Source organism: Candidatus Deianiraea vastatrix, assembly GCF_007993655.1.
GTDB lineage: Bacteria > Pseudomonadota > Alphaproteobacteria > Rickettsiales > Deianiraeaceae > Deianiraea > Deianiraea vastatrix.
The window spans coordinates 622,781-642,004 of record NZ_CP029077.1 but is presented as its reverse complement, the minus strand read 5'-3'; the positions used below and the strand labels follow the sequence as shown (position 1 = coordinate 642,004).

Sequence of the window (19,224 nt, the reverse complement as noted above, 5' to 3'; positions counted from 1 at the left end):
TTATGTTATATTACTAAATTTTTCAAGCCACTTTGCAATTTGATACATTTTTGCGTCTTCTCTGCGCTGGCAAATTATCTGCATTCCAATTGGAAGTCCATCGTTTGAAAGAGCGGTTGGAACTGAAATCCCAGGAAGACCAGCAAGATTTACCGGAACTGTATATATATCATTTAAATAAGTCTTGATTGGATCGTCATTTTTGTCGTCTATTCCAAATGCAACATTTGGCGTTGCTGGGCATAAAATTGCGTCAACTTTTGCAAAAGCTGCGTCGAATTCATTCTTAATAACACGCCTTACTTTAAGTGCTTTAATGTAGTATTCATCGTATCTTTTTGATGATAAAATGTAATTTCCAGTCATAATTCTGCGTTTTACCTCCTGCCCAAAGCCAAGAGAGCGTGTTTTTGTGTAGTATTCATCGATGTTTTCAACTTTTTCATCAAAACCGAAACCAAAGCGAATTCCATCGTAACGCGAAAGATTTGAGCAAGCCTCAGACGGTGCTATAATGTAATATGTATTAATGGATTTTTCAACATTTGGAAGCTCGATATCAAGGATTTTAACGCCGAGTTTTTTAAAATACTCAATGCAATCCTGCCAATTTTTTGCTATCTCCGGCATTAAGGCATCTGACTGAAATTGCTTTGGAATTCCAATAGTCATGCCGGAAATTTCACTATTTATATTGCTTGTAAAGTCATATTTTGCAGCGTCGTACATCATTGAGTCGTTAGCTGTTTGACCAGCTATAACCTCCATTAAATATGCGGCGTCGTCAACATTTTGGGCAAAAAAGCCAGCTTGATCAAGAGAGCTTGCGTACGCTACCATGCCATATCTTGAGCAAATTCCATAACTTGGCTTTACGCCGACAATTCCACAAAAAGAGGCTGGCTGCCTTATAGATCCGCCAGTGTCAGAGCCTGTTGCACCAAGGCAAAGTCCAGCTGCAACGGCCGCAGCAGAGCCACCGCTTGAACCACCCGGAACAAGGTTTTTTTCAACACCGGTCGAGCTTTTCCAAGGATTTATACACGCGCCAAAATAACTCGTCAAATTTGTGGAACCCATGGCAAATTCGTCCATATTCGTCTTTCCAAGCATTATATATCCTTCATTTTTCAATTTTTGCGTTACATCAGATTCGTAATTTGGAACGAAATTCTCTAAAATTTTTGAACCAGCAGTTGTTTTTACTCCGTTTGTGCAAAATAAATCTTTAATCGCAAGAGGCACGCCTTCAAGCTTTCCACCTTCGTTTTTCGCTATTTTTTCATCTGATTTTTTCGCAGATTCTATCGCTAAATCCTCGCATATTGTGATAAAGGCGTTTAATTTTGACTCTTTAATTTTTACCAAAAAGTCTTTTGTAAGCTCAAGTGCAGAAATTTTTTTAGCCCTCAGATCGCCCAAAACTTCTAATAATGTCTTGTTTTTATTGTTCATTTTTACGACATATTTCATAAAATTGTAGACAAAAGTTTTTAATTTGCAAGAATTTAATTTGACTTTTTATATTTTATGTTTATAAATGGATAAATATCGATAAAACCTAGACTTATGAATATATTAAAAATTAAATTTTACTCAATAATTAGTATTTTTATCCTCACTGGATTGATATTTACACTAAATATTTTTTCAATTTTAGGCTTTAATTTTACGCAAAAAATCCCATTTCCACGCGTAAATTTGGGGCTTGACTTGGTTGGCGGCGTGCATATCGCTTTTAAACCGGATCTTGAGCTTTATATGAAGGAAAAATATGAAAAAATAGCCCTTGAAATGGACACTTTTGGCATTTTGCACGGTGATTTTTCTAAAAATGGAATAAAATTTGACCTAAAAGGTGATAAAAACATCGATGAAATAAAGAAAATTGACCCATATTTAATATATGAAAATGGCGTTATAAAATTCAACGAAAACCGCACAAAAGACATATACGACCTAGTGATTAACCAGTCTATCGATGTTATTCGAAGTCGCGTCGACGCACTTGGAACTAAAGAAATTAATCTTTACAAAAGCCAGTCAGATCTTATAGTTTTGCAAATTCCAAATGAAAAAAACACCGATGGAATAAAGAAAATTTTGTCATCGGCTGCAAAATTAAATTTCCATCTTGTAAATCCCATTCACCCCGTCACTGACAACCAAAAAATGCCGATAGATAAACACAAGTATGAGATTTTGCAGTCGCAAAAAGATGAAAAGTTATTCTATATTGTTGAGCGTCAAATTGCCGTAAATGGCGAAAATTTATCAGATGCAAGAATATCGTTTGACAATATACAGCCTAGTATTTTTATCAATTTTAACTCAAAAGGTGCAGCGGATTTTGCAAAAATTACATCACTTAATACCGGTCGTCAACTTGCAATTGTTTTAGATGACAAAGTGCTTTCTGCGCCAAATATTAATGAGCCAATTTTGTCTGGAAATGCCTCAATTACGGGAAATTCCAGCCCAGAAGACATGAAATATCTTGTTATATCGCTAAAATCTGGTGCTCTGCCTACAAAATTTAATATAGTTGAAGAGAAAGTAATAGATGCAAGTATGGGAAAAAATGCAATTCGCGCCTCAAGTTTTAGCATGCTTGCTGGATTTATTTTGATAATAACTATAATGATTTTTCACTATAAAAAAATGGGTCTACTTGCATCTTTTGGCTTGCTTTTAAACCTATTTTTAACCATCTCAACCTTTGCAATACTTGATATAACCCTCACTATGCCTGGAATTGCTGGGCTTTTACTCACCCTTGCCATGGCAGTTGATGCAAATGTTTTGATTTACGAAAAAATGCGCGAATTCGACAGGCAAAAAATCACAAAAACTGCCATTATAGAAAATGGATTTTCAGGTGCAATTACAGCAATTACAGATTCGAATTTTACAACGATTATCGCAACATGTATGCTGCTTTTCTTTGGAAGTGTCTTTATCAAAGGCTTTGCAGTATCGCTTATAATCGGTATAATTTTCTCATTTTTTACAGCCGTTTCCTTTACAAAAATTGTAATATCATACCTTACCCTAAAAGCCAAAAATCAAAACATAGAAAAATCATTTTTGTAAAAACATTTCACATCTTGACTTTTAGAAAAAATGCTATATATTTTAAATATTTTATTACATAGTGCAACGTTATTTATTAGTTTTTGAAAAAATATACCTTCCATTTTCATCTTTAAATCTCGCACACTCAAATATTGTGACATCTGTACTTGTAAAAAATGACACAGTTTATATTACTTTAGATGGAAATTGCTCGGCTGAGCCTGCAGATTTATACTTTATAAAGCGAAAAATTGAATGTGGAATAAGTGAAATTTATGGTCAAAAGGCGATATGTATAATTGAGTCTAAAGATCCAAAGGTAAATGCTTTTAATATGCGCGAGTCAAGCGATATTTCGGGCATGTTTACTAAAATTTCTGGAGTTAAAAATACGATATGCGTGATTTCAGGGAAGGGTGGTGTTGGAAAAAGTACAATCGCGATTAAGCATGCGTTAAAATTACAAAAAGATGGCTTTAAAGTTGGCATTTGCGACCTTGATATATACGGGCCATCAATTCCAAAAATGCTTGATATAAGTGGTAAATGTGAGTTTGAAAATGGTAAAATCAAGCCATTTGTGAAAAATGAACTGCAAATTGCGTCAATTGGCTTTATGATAGAGGAAAAAGACCCGATAATTTGGCGTGGACCAATGATAAACAAAGCGATTTCCCAGCTACTTCGCGAGGTTGCATGGAGAGATCTTGATTATTTAATAATAGACACCCCACCTGGAACTGGGGATGTGCATATTAGCCTTATTCAAAAAGCGCCACTGGATCGGGTAATTTGCGTGACGACAAACGACGCAGTTGCAATTCAAAATACAACAAAATGCGTCAATATGTTTCGTAAAATGGGAATTTTGGTGCAAAAACTTGTAACAAATATGGCCTATAGTGTTAAAAATGATGAGAAAATCTATCTTTTTGGGCAAAAAGATGCGGCAAAAAATACTATGTCCGATCTTGGTTTTCTTGAGTTTGAAGAAGTTGAATTTTTGGCTTAAATGCTTAGAGTTAATAGATGGTTTTAGTTTTTTTGAACTCCAAGTTATAAGCGGTAAAAAATGCACCAAGTCTAAACCTTCTTGAGTTTGAAGAGGTGGAGTTTTTGAGCTAAATTAGTATAATCCATCGATATTTTTATGGTTTTTGGAGTTTGGGTTTTGAGTTTAAAAACATATAAAATCTATCCATAGCTTTGCACCCTAAAACCCAAAATTCTATAGCAAAATCCTAGTCTTTTTTTGACAGCTCGTCAAATGCAGCAAGCGCGTCAGCTGCGTACATAAAAACCGGACCGCCGCCCATATACATACACATTCCCATAGTTTCGGCGATTTCTTCTCTTGTTGCGCCAAGTTCAATTAGGGTCTTAATGTGAAAACCTATGCATCCATCGCATCTTGCCGAAACTCCGATTGCAAGGGCGATTAGTTCCTTTGTTTTTTTAGACAGCACTGCGTCTTGCGTAGCTGCCATTGCCATAGTCGAAAAACACTTTGCAACATCGGGAATTGCAGATCTAAGCTGGCCTAAATTTTTAGATAAACTCGATGTAATTTCTTTATAACTTTTTGACATAAATATATTAGAAGTTGCTAAAGTGTTATGGTAAAAAAATAATTTGCAATAAAAGATATATTTTTTTAGCAAAAATGTATCGTCTATTAATTTAGAATGTTTTACATCAATAATTAAAGATATTATATTACTTTTTCATCAACAATTTTCTCAATTTTTGCTATTTTTTCAAGCAGATCTTCTAAAGTTGCGCGGCTGACATGTATAATTTCGCGCTTTTCAACCTTGTTGCCAAATAGGTCAATTTCGTGCCTTTCGTCGACATTGTCTTCATTTTCAAGGGGTGTAATTTTGTCTTGCAAAATCTTTATTTCTTCTTTATATTCATCAATTTGTGCATTGTATTCATTCGATGCAATCGTTAGTTTCTTTGAAACTTCCTCCAATTTTACTTCATATTCGGTAATTTTTGCATTCAAATCTGCGATAATTTCACTTTGTCTGTCCGAACTTTGTCCTGCATTTTGCATATCAGTTAAAGCTGCCTTCAGTTCGTGATTTTGTGCTTTTAGCTCTATATTTTTAGTCTCAAAATCTTTAATAATATCATCATTTTTGGATAATACTTCAAGTCTACTTTGCAAAGCTTCATTTTCTCTTTGATAATCGGTATTTTTTGCCTGTAAATCTGTGATAACTTCATTATTACTGGACATGGATGAAACTTGATTTTGTAGTTCATTAAAATTGTTCTGCAATTCAAGATTTTCTCTTTTGTAATCTGCAATTTCTGCCTCAAGCTTTGTGATAATGCCAATATTTGCTGATGCGTCTTGAAGTTCACTTTGCAAAGCCTGTAAATTACCCTTTAAATCATCATTTTCCTTTTGGTAATCGGCATTTTTGGCTGTGAGATTTTCGATTAAATCCTTGCTCTCCCTGTCATTTTCCAGCTCTGCAATTTTACTTTCATATTGAGCTATTTTTGCCTCTAGGTTTGCAATTTTCTCCATTAAATTTGAATTATCGCTTTTTTTCGCCTCATTATTTTCACTAAGCAGCAAAAGTGATGTAAAAACTATAGCGGTTTGATTGTCAATTCCACGAATCCCTTGCAAAACTTCGTTGACTTTTTTGTTCAAAACTGAAGCCAAATCACGAATTACACCAGCATCCGCCTCATCTTTACAGTCAAGTGAAAAAATCCTTTGTCCAACTGCGATTTCAACTTTTGTCATAAATTAATCAAAATATTTCACACAATTTACTAAATTTTTCATTAAAGATGCGATTGTCATTGGTCCTATTCCACCTGGAACTGGGGTCATGAACGATGCAATTTCCGCGCATCTTGGGTCAATATCCCCGCAAATTTTTTCATCTTTATCGCGCGAAATTCCAATATCAATCAACACGCATCCACTTTTTATCATCTCTGGCTTTATAAAATTTGGCACGCCAACTGCGGAAAATATAGCATCACTGCTTGAAATTTCAGGATCCAAAACCTTCCTATGTGCAATTTTTACAAAAGCATTTTTCGCAAGTAACATTTGAAAAAGTGGCTTGCCAACTATATTTGAGCGATTTAAAATTAGGCATTTTTTGCCTTCAAGATTTATTTTATAGCTATCAAGAAGCGTCATAATTCCAGACGGCGTGCATGGTTTATGAAAATAACCCTCACATCCAAGTGCAAGCTTGCCAACATTTTCAAAGCAAAGCCCATCAATGTCTTTTTTTGGCGAAATTAAATTGCAAATTTCAATAGCGTTTAAGTGTTTTGGAAGTGGCAATTGCACGATAATCCCTGAGATATTTCGATCTAAATTCATTTTCAAAATCTCACTTTTTAACTCAATAAAAGACACAGAATCTGGAAAGTTTATAATTTTTGCTTCAATTCCAATTTCATTTGCAATTTGCACTTTTTTGCCAGTATAAATTTGACTTGCAGTGTCATTTCCAACCAAAATAATGCGCAAACTTGGCAACCTTTTCAAGCTTTTTACTTCAAGTTTTAAAGCATCAATGATAGACTTTGACAAATCTTTTCCATTTAAAATCTTTTTTTCTTTCATTTTATTTTTTTCCCTGTACATATATCATAAAATGTTTTTTTTATAAAAGCAATGATTTTTTTGGAAGAAGTTTTACAAGTTTTGGAAAATGCTAAAAATGGTATATCCAGCCTTGATAAAATCGTAAAAAGTGAAGTATTTGAAAAAGTTATTGACGCAATTTATTATACAAAAGGTAAAATTATCATTAGCGGAGTTGGAAAAAGTGGCTTTATTGCACGGAAATTCGCTGCAACGCTATGTTCTTTTGGTAAGCAGGCAATATTTCTTTCACCAACTGACGCAAGTCACGGCGATTTAGGTGTAATTTCAAATGACGACACGGTAATTTTGCTTTCAAAATCGGGCTATACAATCGAACTTCAAGACATCATAAAATACTGCCAAAGCGTTAAAGTTCCAATTATTTCAATTACAATGGATGAAAATTCTTTTTTAGCAAAAGAGTCAAATATAACGATGGTTTTGCCAAATTTACCAGATGGATTTATGCAAATTAATGCACCGATGAGCTCTATGACAACATTTTTAACACTTGGCGACGCTATATCTACGTCAATTGCAATAAAAAATAATCTTGATCGCGAAAAATACCGCCTTTATCACCCCGGTGGTAAGCTTGGAAAAAGTATGACAAAGATAAAATATATAATGCGAACTGGTGATAAAATTCCGCTTGTAAGTGAAGATGAGACTATTGATAATACAATTTTGGAAATGAACGCAAAAATGCTTGGATTTACTGCCGTCGGAACTCTTGAATCACCAAAAGGAATAATTACAGACGGCGATTTACGCAGATTTATGTCTCAAAAAACAGATGATAAAAAATATGCAAAAGACATAATGACTAAAAATTTTAAGTACGTCACAGTTGAGATGTTTTTAAACGAAACTGCTCAGTTTTTAACCCAAAACAAAATAACATCAACTGTTGTTTTAAATGATAAAGGTGAAATTTCTGGAGCGGTAAATATTCATGATTTATTAAGCTAAAGTTAATGAGTGAAATCGTTTAAACAATTGTCACGTGTTTCTGTTCCTGCAGAGTTTGCATTGAGATAAAAAACATTTATCTCTAACAACTCTTGTAAAAAATATATTAGTAAAATCAATACAAGGAATTAAGAACTATATTATTCTTTAACAACATTAACAATGCAGTCAAACTTTACATCACCGTAGACGGTAACTGAAATTTTGTATTCCCCTATCTCTTTAATTGATGTGAAAAACTTTATGGAAGATGGAGATATATACGAGTCAATATCGCTTTCAGATATTGACAAATCTTTATCTGAAGCTTGCTGATTTATAATTTTTTTAATTTCTTGAGATAGTAAAATAGCAACTTCTTTGCTTGATACCGAGCCATGTATTTTAACATCTTGGAATGTCTTTTTTGATACATCTAGCATTATATTTTGCGATATAGATGCAATCTGTGCAGCCTTTTTGGCGTTAACGGAATCAGCTTCAAGTAATTTCTTTTTGTTAAAATCCATTTTTTCAAGTATGGCTTTGTTTGCAAAAAGCGCTATACCTTGTGGTACAAGATAATTTTTTGCATAACCTGGCTTAACAAGAACGACGCTCCCAACTGAGCCAAGCTGATTTACAGATTTTAATAATACAACTTTAATCATATAAAATTATTTAACATAAGGTAAAAGACCAAGAAATCTAGCGATAAAGACATGTTTACGCAATTCTCTTTGAGAGCTTCTTGAAAGACCAGATAGATCTCTGCGCATAATCTTTCTCGACATATCTGTTAATATTTGTTTAAGTATAAAGTAATTATGATAATGAATAAGAGATGTAGATATATTTGCAAATCTTCTATTTTGCCCTGAGAAAACGGACGAAAATGGCACAACCGAGGAAACATTGATTGCTGTATTTGACATTCCTTCGAACACTTGAGGAACATTTGAACCAGATCTATTTTTTATATTATTTGTAATTTGTCGACTCATAAAAAAAATTAAATTTTAAATTTATTAAAATCCTCACTAACATGTATTTCACCCATTTCTTTATCTATATCGGAAGCAAGATTTTTCATCATTTGAGTAGGTTGCAATAGTTCTGACTCTGAAAAAGTAGACTTCAGTATTAAGCTACGTATAATGTTTGCATTATTTGCTAAAAATTGCTTTATACTGGTCACAGATGATGGCTTTAGAGATAGCGAGAAAAAATAAAAATGTGCCTTTTTGTTACCCGATATTTCATATGACAGTGGTCTCAAGCCCCAATATTCATGAGATATTACACTGCCTGAAAGTCTCATTGATATAAAAGAAACCAGTGATGAAAGGTCGTTGTGGACATCGTTACTTATTATATTTGATCTAAATAGTAGAACGAGTTCGTAAAGACTATTGTTAACGCCATCATTTAATATATCTTTTTTATTATTTATAATAATACTCATTGTAATTAAGCTAAAAACAAACCATTTTCTGTAAACATATTTTTTAATAAAGAAGAATTTTTATCATAAGCAAGTAATGATAATTGTTTTCTATTTAACAAAATATTATTTTTTTTCAATAAATTCATAAGTAGAGAATATTTCAAACCATTTTCTCTGGCAAATGCATTTATTCTTGATATCCAAAGTGATCTTATTTCTCTTTTTTTATTTCTTCTATCTCTGTATTCGTATTGCATTGCCTTTTCGACTCTCCTATTTGCCATTCTATAGCAATTACCGGATCTTCCGCGAAATCCAGAAGCCATTTTAATGATATTTTTTCTCCTTCTCCTTGAAGCTGGTGAATGATTAGATCTTGACATATGCTAAATACAAAACAATTTGGATACTTTTTTTGGCAAAGCAACATTTAATAAGTTGTCATTTTTCTTGATATATGGATTTGCCTTTCTTGGTAATTTTAATTTTAGAGCCGCTCTGACAGTTTTTAATAATGATTTATTTACATTTGTTTTACCTTTTTGTGAAAGTAGTGTGCGTTTTGACTTTTGACTCATATTATGTCTTTTTCCAGCTTGAGTAGAAAGTATATTACGATTTGCTGAAACGGAAAATCTTTTTGCAAAACTGCGCACAGTTTTAGCTTTAACCCTTGGTGTTGCTTTTGAACTCCTGCGAATTCTTACTGTTACACTTGGCATAAAAATAAAATATTTACAAAAACAAAACTAAAAATAAATAAAAGTCAAGAATAAAAAACTACTTTTTCTTTCCATTTAAAAGATGAGAAAATGCTTTATTTGCCTCGGCCATTTTCTTATTATCTAACATACTTTTAACAGCTGTTCCTCTGTTTGATAATATGTCATACATCTCTTTAACAAGTCTATCAATAGCAGTTTTTTCATTTCTTGACCTAAAAGCGGATATAAGCCAATTTATTGCAATTGAAAGCCCTCTTTTTTGATCAACAGGGCATGGTATATTGTAATTACTTCCGCCAACACGCTTACTTCTTAATTCAACTGTTGGTGTTATTTTTGACAAAATGAACTCTAGTACTTTAACAGGAGAATTTCTATCATTTTCCTCCAAGCCATCAAGATGAAATTGCTGAGAATCAGATTTAACATCATCTAAAATCTTTGAGAATGCTGAGTAAAATATTTTCTCAGCGATAGATTTGTTACCATTTAACATAATTTTGTTAATTATTCTTGCAACAAGTTGGCTGTTATAAATAAAGTCAGGTTTTATTTTTCTATTGAGATTCATATAGATATATTACAACATATTATTTTTTATCCTTTTTTGGCATTTTTGCTCCATATTTTGACCTTCCACATTTTCTATCTTTCACACCAGCGGTATCAAGCGCTCCTCTTACGATGTGATAACGAACACCCGGTAAATCTTTTACTCTACCTCCACGCATTAATACAACAGAGTGTTCTTGAAGGTTATGACCTTCGCCACCGATGTAAGCTATAACTTCAAATCCATTTGAAAGTCTAACTCTGGCAACTTTACGTAAGGCTGAATTTGGTTTTTTTGGTGTAGTTGTGTACACTTTAACACATACTCCTCTTTTCTGAGGTGCACCTGTAAGTGCAGGAGACTTACTTTTCCAAGGTTTAGAAGATCTTCCTTTTCTAACAATTTGATTAATAGTAGGCATTTCAACAATATAACGCTTATACTTTGGAACTAGCCTTTACTATACTTTTTTTATAGTCAAGCTTTTTTTTATTTTTTTTCTTAAAATAAAACTTGCATATAAAAAAAATTGTTGTTTTTATATACTAATATGTTAAGAATTATGAAGTTTTGTGTTTTATTTCTGCTGATATTTTTTGCAGAAATTTCCAATTGTTTATCATTTGATATAAGGCAATGTATTCAATATATTCAAGAGAGAGATGAGGTAAAATCAATGAATTGTATCGATGAAATGATTAAAAAATCAAACAAAGATGATAGACTTTATGCTTTAAAATCTGCAATTTGCGCATCCCATAACAATCAATCCTGCGCCATAGATTCAATAAATAAAGCAATAGAAGCTAATCCGAAAAATTTTTACTACTATGTAAATAGGGCGACTTTGTATTTGTATACAGACAAATATAATCAGGTTTTGGCAGATTTGTCAACAGCGATAAATTTGGATGATAAAAAAAATAAAATATTTAGTGGCTCGATTCTTGCTCAGCGCGCAGGTATTTATCAAAAATTAAAGATGTATAAAAATGCAAATATTGATTACTTTGCTGCAATGAATGAGTTTAACAAGGTTGACAAAAAAGAATGGGATGAATTTAATAGCAAAAATATCAACAATAAAGAAGATATGGCAAATGGACTTTTTGTTGATTTATATGGTGGAATATGTATTTGTTATATAGAATTAAAAGAATTTTCGCAGGCTTTGAATTACTGTCAAAAATATGAAAAAATGGCACCAAGTAATTTGACTGCAAAAAACAATCTTGCAAGTGTATACATTGAGTTAAAAAAATACCATGAAGCAATATCTACTATTGAAAAAATAGGAAATTTATCTATTGAGGCAGATTTCTTGCTAAGTTACAACATATCTCTTGCAAACTATCGATTATATCTTGAAACGAAGAATTCCGTATACATGGATAAATTTCAAAAATATTTTGTTTATGCAAAGAAAAATGCCAAAACAAAAGAGGAGAAGTCTCATGTGGAAACTTTATCTAAAGAGCTAAAAAAGTAGAGTTTTATTTACTATTTTTATCTTTTTTCACATGGTATTTTTGATGCGAAAGCTTGTCTGGATCGAAGAAATTTACATATAAATCATCGCTGTAACTAAATAATAAACAAAGTACACCAATTGAAAAAAACACAACATAAAAGACGATAATTGGCAAGTCTCTATACGGGCACACAGCGGAGCCAAAAAATATCACAATATAGAGCAAAATTACCAAAAACTTGAGCATAAAACAATCACAATTTTAAAGATGCAAAACACGCCATAAACCAGCATTACAAGTGGCAAAATTAAATGTCAAGGTGTGTGCTGTGAGATTGTGGTGTTCTTGACTTTTAAAAAAACGACTATATAGTAAAAAAAATATTTTATAAATATGAAAATAACCCAGGCACATAATGCATGGAGAAAGTTAAAAAATGAAGGTCTAACGGATGAGCAAATATGGACAAGACTTGAAGCAATGGAAAGTGTTTTCGTGAATTGATAGAACCTTGATCTTTAAAACTAAATATACAATTTGGCGTAATTGTCGGTTTTGCAACAACGATAATCATTGCTGTTTTGGGGAAGTGATTTTGTTTTTGGAAAAAATAGATTTAATTTTATCAAGTAATTGCATTGTAGATTTTACACCAAATCTTGTGGAAAATAAAAATAATTGCAATATCAGAAATGCAATTATATACCTTGAATTACCATCATTCATTATGATAGACAGTTTATTAAAATCACTTTCAAGCTCAAATAATATTTTAAAAATCTTCCAATCTGCAACTATAAAAATTGACAAAATTAAAAATGTTATAGTAAATTGTGGAATAATGATAATTATCTTGAAAATTGACTCAACAAAATCAGAAATGGCATGACTTGCTTCTGTTTTATTTGCCAAATGTTGCATTATAGATCTGCGAATAAACGCTTTATCTTCTGGTGGAATATTAACTCTGCGAATAAAATCTTTATCTTCTGGTGGAATATTATTACTCATACATCTAATCAACCCCAACCAACTTCCGCACTTTTTCCATAACGATTTCGCTTTTTTCTATTGATTTTTTGACCCCTTTTTGAAGAATTTTTACAATTTCCCCTTTGTCCTGACGCATTTTTTCAATGTTTTCGCGAATTGGCGAAATCTCGCTAATTAACGCATCGGTAATGGTATCTTTAAACTGTTTTGTTGTAAAATCTTTGCAGTCAATTTCAATTTCCTCGCGGCTTTTTTTAGTAGTTGACGCCAAAATCTGAATTAAATTCGATATATCTGGGCGATTTTCAATGTCGTAATACACCCCACGAATTGAATCTGTCTTTGCACGAGAGATTTTTTTCGCAATTTCATCGTTTGTGTCAGTAAGCAAAATCCGCGATGCATCCGACGGATCTGACTTACTCATTTTCTTCGTGCCGTCAGTAAGAGACATAATTCGCGAGCCCTCCATGATTATCGCCTCTGGCAGTTTAAGGCAGTTTTCACCGTCAGCATTTCCACGAATTTGCTGAGCAATTTTGCCCATTATATCGGACTTTTTTGCTCCATTTGCGTAAAGATTGTTAAAGCGATTTGCGATGTCGCGCGTAAATTCAATATGCTGTTTTTGGTCATCCCCAACTGGCACAAAATCAGCATCATATAAGAGAATATCGGCCGCCATTAGGGCTGGATATGTAAAAAGTCCAGTGTTTATATTTTCGCTAGAGGCACTTTGTTCTTGCTGTTTTTCAAAATCAAGCATTTTATACTCGCGTGCTTTTTCGCTGCAATGTTTGGCTATTTCACGCATAAAATCACCATGTTTTTGCTGATTAAAGTCACTAATTCCAAGTTTTTCTGCAAAAATTTCCTCAGCAGTTCTAAAAAGATCCGAAAATTGATAGGTATTACTTTGCACAATTTCCCCGATATTTGCACGGATTTTTGCAGTATTTGAGCGTATATCAAAAACCTCCTCAAGCCTTGAAGTTATGTAATCTTCGCATTCACGCTGCAAGCTTTGCATAGCCTTTGAAATGCCTAAAAGCTTAGTGTTTATCATGGCTTTTTTGTCTTTAAACTGGGTCATGCGCTCAAGCCAGCCAATTGGTGTTATTGTCTGTAAAATCCAGCCAAGTTCGGCATGATTTTTGTTTTTTGACTGCTGAAAAATCGATATATTGTCGCGTGAAAAGTCAATTCCAGAGGCGCAATAGCAAATTGCCGCATCAATTATATTACTGCGTAATTTTTCGCCATCTTTTAAAGATGTTAAACTATGCAGGTCAACTGCCATAAAATAGTAGTCCCAGTCTGGGTTTTTTGCAATTACAGACTTCCAATTTAAAATAGCACCAATGTAGTTTCCAAGATGTAAAATTCCACTAGGCTGCATGCCGGAAATGACTGTTTTTGACATAAAATTCCAATATTTATACCAAGTTAATTTAGAAAAATTAATAATCAAGAAAATAAAACTTGATTATTAAAATTATATATATACCCTCTAAAAAACATCTATTTGTATATGAAAATTTTTGCTCTTCTTTTCTTTCTTTTTACAGCATCTAATGCCTTTGCAACGAATATTTTGGTTATTAATTCAAGCTTAAATAGCGAAAAAGATTCATTTACAAAAAGAGCGGTAAATCAAATTATTGAGAAAATTAAAGCAAAAGAAAACAATGTTAATATTTCCATAAGGGATCTTGCAAAAAATCCAATTCCTCATTTAACATCTGAAGAAATTGCAGCGTTTTATACTCCAAAAGACAAACATGACAAAAAAATAAAAAATAAAATAAAGCTTTCAGATGATTTAATTTTACAATTAAACTCGTCAGATATTGCAATTATTGCATCTCCTATGATTAATTTTTCTGTTCCATCATCTCTTAAAGCCTACATTGATCATATAGTTAGAGCTGGAGTGACTTTTAAATATGAAAATGGAAAACCTGTTGGATTGCTTAACACTAAAAAAGTTATAGTTGTTACTTCTAGTGGCGGAATTTATTCTGAGAATAATGATATGAAATTAATGAATCATAATGACTCGTATTTAAAAACTGTATTTAGTTTCCTTGGTGTAAAAAATATCGAAGTTATTGCAATTGAAGGCGTTATTCACGATGGTGATAAAGCACTTAAAAATGCGGTTGATAAGTTTAATTATCAAAAATAATTTATATCACAAAATTATTTCTACACTCAAATAATTTGTACCAATTTCTGGTTTTTACTTACTGGGTATTAATTCCTACGAAACTAGGCTTAGCTATATTGATGTATTTGCTTCTTTATCTTACAGAAGTTTCATGATAAATGGATATAGTCAACAAAAATATAAGATCTTAAAAATACGATTTTATTAAAAATGCAAAGCCTTCCCAAATGCAGATAAAACTGCTTCGTGAATTGACTCGCTAACTGTTGGATGAGCAAAAATTGTGTGCATTAAATCTTCTTCCGTAAGTTCGGCTTGTTTTGCAATTCCTATGCCTTGAATCATTTCGGTAACTTCTGGACCAACCATATGACAGCCTAAAATTTCACCTGTCTTTTCATCGAAAATGATTTTTATAAAGCCATTTGTATCGCCAAGAGCAACGGATTTTCCATTTGCCATAAGGGGAAATTTTCCAACTTTTATTGTTTTATATTTTTCGCGCGCTTTTTCTTCCGTAAAGCCTATGCTTGCAATTTGAGGATGGCAATATGTGCATCCAGGGATGTTTTCGCGAATTATTGGGTGCGTGTGTTTTGCATCAAATTTTTTCATTTTTTCCGCGATTTTCTCAGCAGCTATAACGCCTTCATGTGATGCTTTATGAGCAAGCCATGGTCCTTGAACTATATCGCCAATTGCGTAGATATTATCGATATTTGTTTGTAAAAATTTATCGACTTTTACAAGATTTTTCTCATCTTTTGCAACGCCAGCTTTTTCAAGCCCGATATTTTCAGTATTTGGCACTACGCCAACTGCCATAATTACTGCATCAAAGGTTTCATTTTTTACCTTCCCATCAAGTTCAAAATGAAGATTTACACACTTCCTTTCTTTTGTGATAGAGTTTATTTTAACGCTGGTATTTACCGTCATTCCTTCTTTTTCAAATGATTTTTTGACCAATTCTGAAACCTCTGCATCTTCTGCCGGTAATATTCTATTTGCAACTTCAAGAAGAGTGACTTTTACGCCTATTGTATTGTAAAAATAGGCAAATTCCGAGCCAATTGCACCACTTCCAACTACGGCTAAGGTTTTTGGTTCAAATTTAGGTGTTAAAGCCTCGCGATAAGTCCATATTCTATCGCCATCTGGCTCAAATCCGGCAAGATGTCTTGCGCGCGCGCCTGTTGCCAAAATTATATATTTTGCATTAATTTTCTTAGTTTCTGTATCACTTTTTACCTCAATTTCGTTTTTAGAAATAAGGCTTGCAAAGCCATTTATTGCCTCTATTTTGTTTTTACGCATAAGACCTGCTATTCCGCCGGATAAAGTTTTCGAAACACCTCTGGATCTTGCGACCATTTTTTCAAGATCAGCTTTTACATTTCCTGTATTTACACCAAAATCTTCACCATGTTTTGCAAGATGAAAAACTTCAGCCGAGCGAAGCAAGGCTTTAGTTGGAATGCACCCCCAATTTAGACATATTCCACCGAGATTTTCACGCTCAATTATTGCAGTTTTAAGCCCAAGCTGAGCAGCACGAATTGCAGCAACATAACCACCTGGCCCTGCGCCAATTACAACAAGATCAAATTCCACGTTAATAACAAAAGCTGTTGAATTTCTGTAAGAAAAATTTTATTTGTCAAATGTTTTTTAAAAATGAATATTATTTTAATTGTTTTTAATATTTTTACATTATGAAAAATCCTTTCCTAGTAAGCCATCATCCTCACTATATCTATAATCTTGTCCTTCAATGCTATAGATTTTATATTTAGTATGCAGGTTGAAAATTCATTAAAGGGATTTTGCGCAACTGTAGAATGTGGCAATTCTGTGAACGATGCGGCAACCAGGAATTGTATTTCTGCGACAACTATATCAAAACAGATATCATCTTTGGAGACTGATTTAGGGTTTTTATTGTTCGATAGGGTGAAAAACAAGCTTGTTTTAAACGAGAAGGGCAGGGTATATTACAAGGAGGTAAAAAGGGTATTACTTGATTTAGATAGGTTGTATGCGGGTAAATTGGGTATTAAGCGTGTTAGTAGTTTTTCAATTTTCAGAAAAAACTTGCAAAATAAAATAAAGTATAATCTTAGTTTAGTAAATTTGAAGTTAAAAATTATGTTAATTAGAATTACGCTAAAGGGATTTTTAGTATTTTTACTAGTGTGTATTACGGCGATTTGGGTATATTTATATAGGACGAATTGGTTTTTTGATAGGAAAATATACAAGTTAGCCAAGCCATTATTAAGAAGTGTTATGGAAAGTGGGCATTATAGGATACCGGAAATTCATCGTTGTCAGCCGCAAACGGTAATAATTAGTAGCGATCTTATTGATGTTTTATTAACTCTTATAAAGGAAAAGCATTTATTGAAGATTACAAGGGTTGGGCATAGTGAATGTCCATCGACGCAATTAAGAATGACTGGAGATGATGCTATTGATAAGCCTTTATTTTTTCATCAAAAAAATCTTAATTGCGATATAGATAGGTATTATTTAGAGTATAATAAATCTTACCATTTTATTCAAGATTTATTGAAAAATGATAGTGAATTTAAGTTTTATACATTGTATCACAATTCTAAATGTTTAAATCATAATATATTAAATGACAATATTAAAAAATATCCAAATCAGATATTTAACATCAATCATTCAGATGAAAAGATTGCACGAGGTAGTTTTTGGATAGTCAAAAATGGAAATTACTATTATCTTGTTTCTGAGACAAATGGAATGCAAGCTCATGGTGCAAATGTTGCGAAAGATTCATATATAATTTTTCAAAAACTAACACTTAATGACCTAAAGCACTACGACAACGGCAGCTATTGGAAATTAATTAAAGAGTATAATATTAATATTGATTAATTAAACTATGCTAATTAAGATTACATTAAAGAAATTTTTAGTATTTTTACTAATTTTTGTTTCAATAGTTTTTTTATATTTATATCGTACTAATTGGTTTTTTGATAGAAAGATACACAAATTAGCAAAGCCATTATTAAGAAATGTTATGGAAAGTGGGCATTATAGGATACCAAAAGACAAAGAATGTCCGTTTGATGCACAGCAAATATACCTAGATAGTCAAGACTTGATGATGAATTTTGCAAATAATAAAGATGTAAAGATTTTTGCCGTATCGCTAAAGAGATGCCCTAATACTCCGATGAGAATGAATGGAAGTGATAAAAACGACTTAATGTTTAATACAAAGGAGTATATTCCATGCGATCAAGAAAGAAGATATGAGGCTTATTTATACGAATATGATGTAATGAATAAATTGCTTCAAAGTGCAAATTTTAATTATTATATGATATATAGTAATAAAAATGATTGTGTAAATTATAATACGTATATTGCAAATTTGGCAAAATGGAATAATATTATTGATATTAATGATGAAAATTTTGACTCAAAAGATAGTGTTGTTTTTTGGGTTATTAAGCAAAAAGGTTATTATTATATGTTTATAGAGACAAATAGTAAGCATGGTGGTTACAATCTTTTGGAAAAAGAAGAGCGCTATTTAATTTTTAAAAAATTAACTTTGAGGCAGCTAATACTTTTTGATAATGGATTTTATTGGGATTTAATTAGAAAGTATAAAATTGATATTGATTAACAATTTTATTTCTTTCCAATTTTATTTCCTATGCTATCAAGAATTTTAGAGTCATTTTGCGTTTTGGCAGAAAAATACATTATATCGGAAGTAATTGAATCAAATATATCAGGAATATACTCATTATTTTTATCTTTTGGTTGTGTGTAGTTATCAACTCTTCCAATTGAGTCTTTACTATGAATTATTTTTTTAATTTTTACAACTTTCGTACTTTTGCAATCTTCATCTATTAAGTATATTGCTAAAATTTCAATAATAACTGAGAAAACTGCTGCAGAAATTGCTATTGAAAGTGACAATTTTATTAAAGATGCAAGTGTAATTTTTTTGATGTAATAATAATTATACAAGTGTAACGCCGATGATATTATTGCGATGTATATGTTAATTTTTGCACTTTGGTGAAGACCTTTTGCATTATCTGTATCGCAAGCCGAACAAAAGACCAATAGCATTATTATTATTGCTATAAAATTTATCGTATCGCAAAAGTAATAAAGTAACATAAGTACAATAATTTTTATATTATAC

Annotated in this window: 22 protein-coding genes and 2 pseudogenes; 7 read left to right on the top strand and 17 right to left on the bottom strand. The window is 32.1% G+C overall.

The window, feature by feature from the left end:
* On the bottom strand, window positions 1-1,455 hold the full coding sequence (gene gatA / locus deia_RS03075; protein ID WP_146821500.1) for an Asp-tRNA(Asn)/Glu-tRNA(Gln) amidotransferase subunit GatA: 1,455 nt from the start codon (window positions 1,453-1,455) through the stop codon (window positions 1-3).
* Window positions 1,456-1,569: 114 nt separating this feature from the next.
* Between gatA and secD the strand changes: the two genes are divergently transcribed.
* Window positions 1,570-3,093 carry a protein translocase subunit SecD gene (secD, locus tag deia_RS03070; RefSeq protein ID WP_146820698.1) on the top strand — a complete coding sequence of 508 codons (1,524 nt, stop codon included), beginning with the start codon at window positions 1,570-1,572 and terminating at the stop codon, window positions 3,091-3,093.
* A gap of 61 nt (window positions 3,094-3,154) precedes the next feature.
* A complete protein-coding gene (locus deia_RS03065; protein ID WP_146820697.1) occupies window positions 3,155-4,087 on the top strand; it encodes a P-loop NTPase in 933 nt (310 codons plus the stop codon).
* A gap of 229 nt (window positions 4,088-4,316) precedes the next feature.
* Here the strand turns inward: deia_RS03065 and deia_RS03060 are convergent, their stop codons facing one another.
* From deia_RS03060 to deia_RS03050, 3 genes are all read right to left on the bottom strand, one after another.
* Window positions 4,317-4,664: a carboxymuconolactone decarboxylase family protein gene (locus tag deia_RS03060; RefSeq protein ID WP_146820696.1), complete on the bottom strand. Its 348-nt coding sequence runs from the start codon at window positions 4,662-4,664 to the stop codon at window positions 4,317-4,319.
* Window positions 4,665-4,786: 122 nt separating this feature from the next.
* Window positions 4,787-5,842: a cell division protein ZapA gene (zapA, locus tag deia_RS03055; protein WP_146820695.1), complete on the bottom strand. Its 1,056-nt coding sequence runs from the start codon at window positions 5,840-5,842 to the stop codon at window positions 4,787-4,789.
* A 3-nt stretch (window positions 5,843-5,845) separates the two neighbouring features.
* The gene (locus deia_RS03050; RefSeq protein ID WP_146820694.1) at window positions 5,846-6,706 is read right to left on the bottom strand and encodes a bifunctional 5,10-methylenetetrahydrofolate dehydrogenase/5,10-methenyltetrahydrofolate cyclohydrolase; all 861 of its coding nucleotides are present in this window, start codon (window positions 6,704-6,706) and stop codon (window positions 5,846-5,848) included.
* A 30-nt stretch (window positions 6,707-6,736) separates the two neighbouring features.
* Here deia_RS03050 and deia_RS03045 point away from each other — a divergent pair, with 30 nt between their 5' ends.
* Window positions 6,737-7,681 (top strand): KpsF/GutQ family sugar-phosphate isomerase, encoded by a 945-nt coding sequence (locus deia_RS03045; RefSeq protein WP_146820693.1) that lies wholly within the window; start codon window positions 6,737-6,739, stop codon window positions 7,679-7,681.
* A 140-nt stretch (window positions 7,682-7,821) separates the two neighbouring features.
* Here the strand turns inward: deia_RS03045 and rplI are convergent, their stop codons facing one another.
* The 7 genes from rplI to rpsL are packed head-to-tail and all read right to left on the bottom strand — an operon-like array spanning window position 7,822 to window position 10,806.
* A complete protein-coding gene (gene rplI, locus deia_RS03040; RefSeq protein ID WP_146820692.1) occupies window positions 7,822-8,331 on the bottom strand; it encodes a 50S ribosomal protein L9 in 510 nt (169 codons plus the stop codon).
* A 6-nt stretch (window positions 8,332-8,337) separates the two neighbouring features.
* The gene (gene rpsR, locus deia_RS03035; RefSeq protein WP_222912616.1) at window positions 8,338-8,664 is read right to left on the bottom strand and encodes a bS18 family ribosomal protein; all 327 of its coding nucleotides are present in this window, start codon (window positions 8,662-8,664) and stop codon (window positions 8,338-8,340) included.
* 8 nt (window positions 8,665-8,672) lie between these two features.
* On the bottom strand, window positions 8,673-9,125 hold the full coding sequence (rpsF, locus tag deia_RS03030; protein WP_146820691.1) for a 30S ribosomal protein S6: 453 nt from the start codon (window positions 9,123-9,125) through the stop codon (window positions 8,673-8,675).
* 5 nt (window positions 9,126-9,130) lie between these two features.
* Complete coding sequence (gene rplT, locus deia_RS03025) at window positions 9,131-9,490, bottom strand: 50S ribosomal protein L20 (protein WP_146820690.1); 360 nt, start codon at window positions 9,488-9,490, stop codon at window positions 9,131-9,133.
* 3 nt (window positions 9,491-9,493) lie between these two features.
* A complete protein-coding gene (locus deia_RS05930; RefSeq protein ID WP_146820689.1) occupies window positions 9,494-9,829 on the bottom strand; it encodes a large ribosomal subunit protein bL35 in 336 nt (111 codons plus the stop codon).
* Window positions 9,830-9,887: 58 nt separating this feature from the next.
* The gene (rpsG, locus tag deia_RS03015; protein WP_146820688.1) at window positions 9,888-10,403 is read right to left on the bottom strand and encodes a 30S ribosomal protein S7; all 516 of its coding nucleotides are present in this window, start codon (window positions 10,401-10,403) and stop codon (window positions 9,888-9,890) included.
* Window positions 10,404-10,422: 19 nt separating this feature from the next.
* Window positions 10,423-10,806 carry a 30S ribosomal protein S12 gene (gene rpsL / locus deia_RS03010; protein WP_146820687.1) on the bottom strand — a complete coding sequence of 128 codons (384 nt, stop codon included), beginning with the start codon at window positions 10,804-10,806 and terminating at the stop codon, window positions 10,423-10,425.
* A gap of 141 nt (window positions 10,807-10,947) precedes the next feature.
* Between rpsL and deia_RS03005 the strand changes: the two genes are divergently transcribed.
* Window positions 10,948-11,874, top strand: a complete 927-nt coding sequence (locus deia_RS03005) for a tetratricopeptide repeat protein (RefSeq protein WP_161982828.1) — start codon at window positions 10,948-10,950, stop codon at window positions 11,872-11,874.
* A gap of 4 nt (window positions 11,875-11,878) precedes the next feature.
* On the opposite strand, the gene deia_RS03000 is transcribed toward deia_RS03005, so the two are convergent.
* The 4 genes and pseudogenes from deia_RS03000 to deia_RS05975 form a co-directional block, all read right to left on the bottom strand.
* Complete coding sequence (locus deia_RS03000) at window positions 11,879-12,070, bottom strand: hypothetical protein (protein WP_146820685.1); 192 nt, start codon at window positions 12,068-12,070, stop codon at window positions 11,879-11,881.
* Between the two features lie 357 nt (window positions 12,071-12,427).
* The gene (locus deia_RS02995; RefSeq protein WP_146820684.1) at window positions 12,428-12,868 is read right to left on the bottom strand and encodes a hypothetical protein; all 441 of its coding nucleotides are present in this window, start codon (window positions 12,866-12,868) and stop codon (window positions 12,428-12,430) included.
* A gap of 4 nt (window positions 12,869-12,872) precedes the next feature.
* Window positions 12,873-13,640 (bottom strand): annotated as a pseudogene (locus deia_RS05980) (tryptophan--tRNA ligase); the annotation flags it as partial.
* A 276-nt stretch (window positions 13,641-13,916) separates the two neighbouring features.
* Window positions 13,917-14,273: pseudogene (locus tag deia_RS05975) on the bottom strand (tryptophan--tRNA ligase); the annotation flags it as partial.
* A 108-nt stretch (window positions 14,274-14,381) separates the two neighbouring features.
* Between deia_RS05975 and deia_RS02985 the strand changes: the two are divergent.
* A complete protein-coding gene (locus tag deia_RS02985) occupies window positions 14,382-15,038 on the top strand; it encodes an FMN-dependent NADH-azoreductase (RefSeq protein WP_146820682.1) in 657 nt (218 codons plus the stop codon).
* A 186-nt stretch (window positions 15,039-15,224) separates the two neighbouring features.
* Here the strand turns inward: deia_RS02985 and lpdA are convergent, their stop codons facing one another.
* A complete protein-coding gene (gene lpdA / locus deia_RS02980) occupies window positions 15,225-16,634 on the bottom strand; it encodes a dihydrolipoyl dehydrogenase (RefSeq protein ID WP_410519467.1) in 1,410 nt (469 codons plus the stop codon).
* Window positions 16,635-16,817: 183 nt separating this feature from the next.
* Between lpdA and deia_RS02975 the strand changes: the two genes are divergently transcribed.
* The gene (locus tag deia_RS02975) at window positions 16,818-17,927 is read left to right on the top strand and encodes a LysR family transcriptional regulator (RefSeq protein ID WP_146820680.1); all 1,110 of its coding nucleotides are present in this window, start codon (window positions 16,818-16,820) and stop codon (window positions 17,925-17,927) included.
* A gap of 7 nt (window positions 17,928-17,934) precedes the next feature.
* Complete coding sequence (locus deia_RS02970) at window positions 17,935-18,690, top strand: hypothetical protein (RefSeq protein ID WP_146820679.1); 756 nt, start codon at window positions 17,935-17,937, stop codon at window positions 18,688-18,690.
* 5 nt (window positions 18,691-18,695) lie between these two features.
* Here deia_RS02970 and deia_RS02965 read toward each other — a convergent pair whose 3' ends face one another.
* Window positions 18,696-19,199 (bottom strand): hypothetical protein, encoded by a 504-nt coding sequence (locus deia_RS02965; protein WP_146820678.1) that lies wholly within the window; start codon window positions 19,197-19,199, stop codon window positions 18,696-18,698.
* Window positions 19,200-19,224: the final 25 nt, after the last annotated feature.

What these genes read in the sequence shown, in the direction of transcription:
- gatA (WP_146821500.1), bottom strand. Translation starts at nt 1,455, where the DNA reads ATGAACAATAAAAACAAGACATTATTAGAAGTTTTGGGCGATCTGAGG.
- secD (WP_146820698.1), top strand. Translation starts at nt 1,570, where the DNA reads ATGAATATATTAAAAATTAAATTTTACTCAATAATTAGTATTTTTATC.
- deia_RS03060 (WP_146820696.1), bottom strand. Translation starts at nt 4,664, where the DNA reads ATGTCAAAAAGTTATAAAGAAATTACATCGAGTTTATCTAAAAATTTA.
- zapA (WP_146820695.1), bottom strand. Translation starts at nt 5,842, where the DNA reads ATGACAAAAGTTGAAATCGCAGTTGGACAAAGGATTTTTTCACTTGAC.
- deia_RS03050 (WP_146820694.1), bottom strand. Translation starts at nt 6,706, where the DNA reads ATGTACAGGGAAAAAAATAAAATGAAAGAAAAAAAGATTTTAAATGGA.
- deia_RS03045 (WP_146820693.1), top strand. Translation starts at nt 6,737, where the DNA reads ATGATTTTTTTGGAAGAAGTTTTACAAGTTTTGGAAAATGCTAAAAAT.
- rplI (WP_146820692.1), bottom strand. Translation starts at nt 8,331, where the DNA reads ATGATTAAAGTTGTATTATTAAAATCTGTAAATCAGCTTGGCTCAGTT.
- rpsR (WP_222912616.1), bottom strand. Translation starts at nt 8,664, where the DNA reads ATGAGTCGACAAATTACAAATAATATAAAAAATAGATCTGGTTCAAAT.
- rpsF (WP_146820691.1), bottom strand. Translation starts at nt 9,125, where the DNA reads ATGAGTATTATTATAAATAATAAAAAAGATATATTAAATGATGGCGTT.
- rplT (WP_146820690.1), bottom strand. Translation starts at nt 9,490, where the DNA reads ATGTCAAGATCTAATCATTCACCAGCTTCAAGGAGAAGGAGAAAAAAT.
- deia_RS05930 (WP_146820689.1), bottom strand. Translation starts at nt 9,829, where the DNA reads ATGCCAAGTGTAACAGTAAGAATTCGCAGGAGTTCAAAAGCAACACCA.
- rpsG (WP_146820688.1), bottom strand. Translation starts at nt 10,403, where the DNA reads ATGAATCTCAATAGAAAAATAAAACCTGACTTTATTTATAACAGCCAA.
- rpsL (WP_146820687.1), bottom strand. Translation starts at nt 10,806, where the DNA reads ATGCCTACTATTAATCAAATTGTTAGAAAAGGAAGATCTTCTAAACCT.
- deia_RS03005 (WP_161982828.1), top strand. Translation starts at nt 10,948, where the DNA reads ATGAAGTTTTGTGTTTTATTTCTGCTGATATTTTTTGCAGAAATTTCC.
- deia_RS02995 (WP_146820684.1), bottom strand. Translation starts at nt 12,868, where the DNA reads ATGAGTAATAATATTCCACCAGAAGATAAAGATTTTATTCGCAGAGTT.
- deia_RS02985 (WP_146820682.1), top strand. Translation starts at nt 14,382, where the DNA reads ATGAAAATTTTTGCTCTTCTTTTCTTTCTTTTTACAGCATCTAATGCC.
- deia_RS02975 (WP_146820680.1), top strand. Translation starts at nt 16,818, where the DNA reads ATGCAGGTTGAAAATTCATTAAAGGGATTTTGCGCAACTGTAGAATGT.
- deia_RS02970 (WP_146820679.1), top strand. Translation starts at nt 17,935, where the DNA reads ATGCTAATTAAGATTACATTAAAGAAATTTTTAGTATTTTTACTAATT.
- deia_RS02965 (WP_146820678.1), bottom strand. Translation starts at nt 19,199, where the DNA reads ATGTTACTTTATTACTTTTGCGATACGATAAATTTTATAGCAATAATA.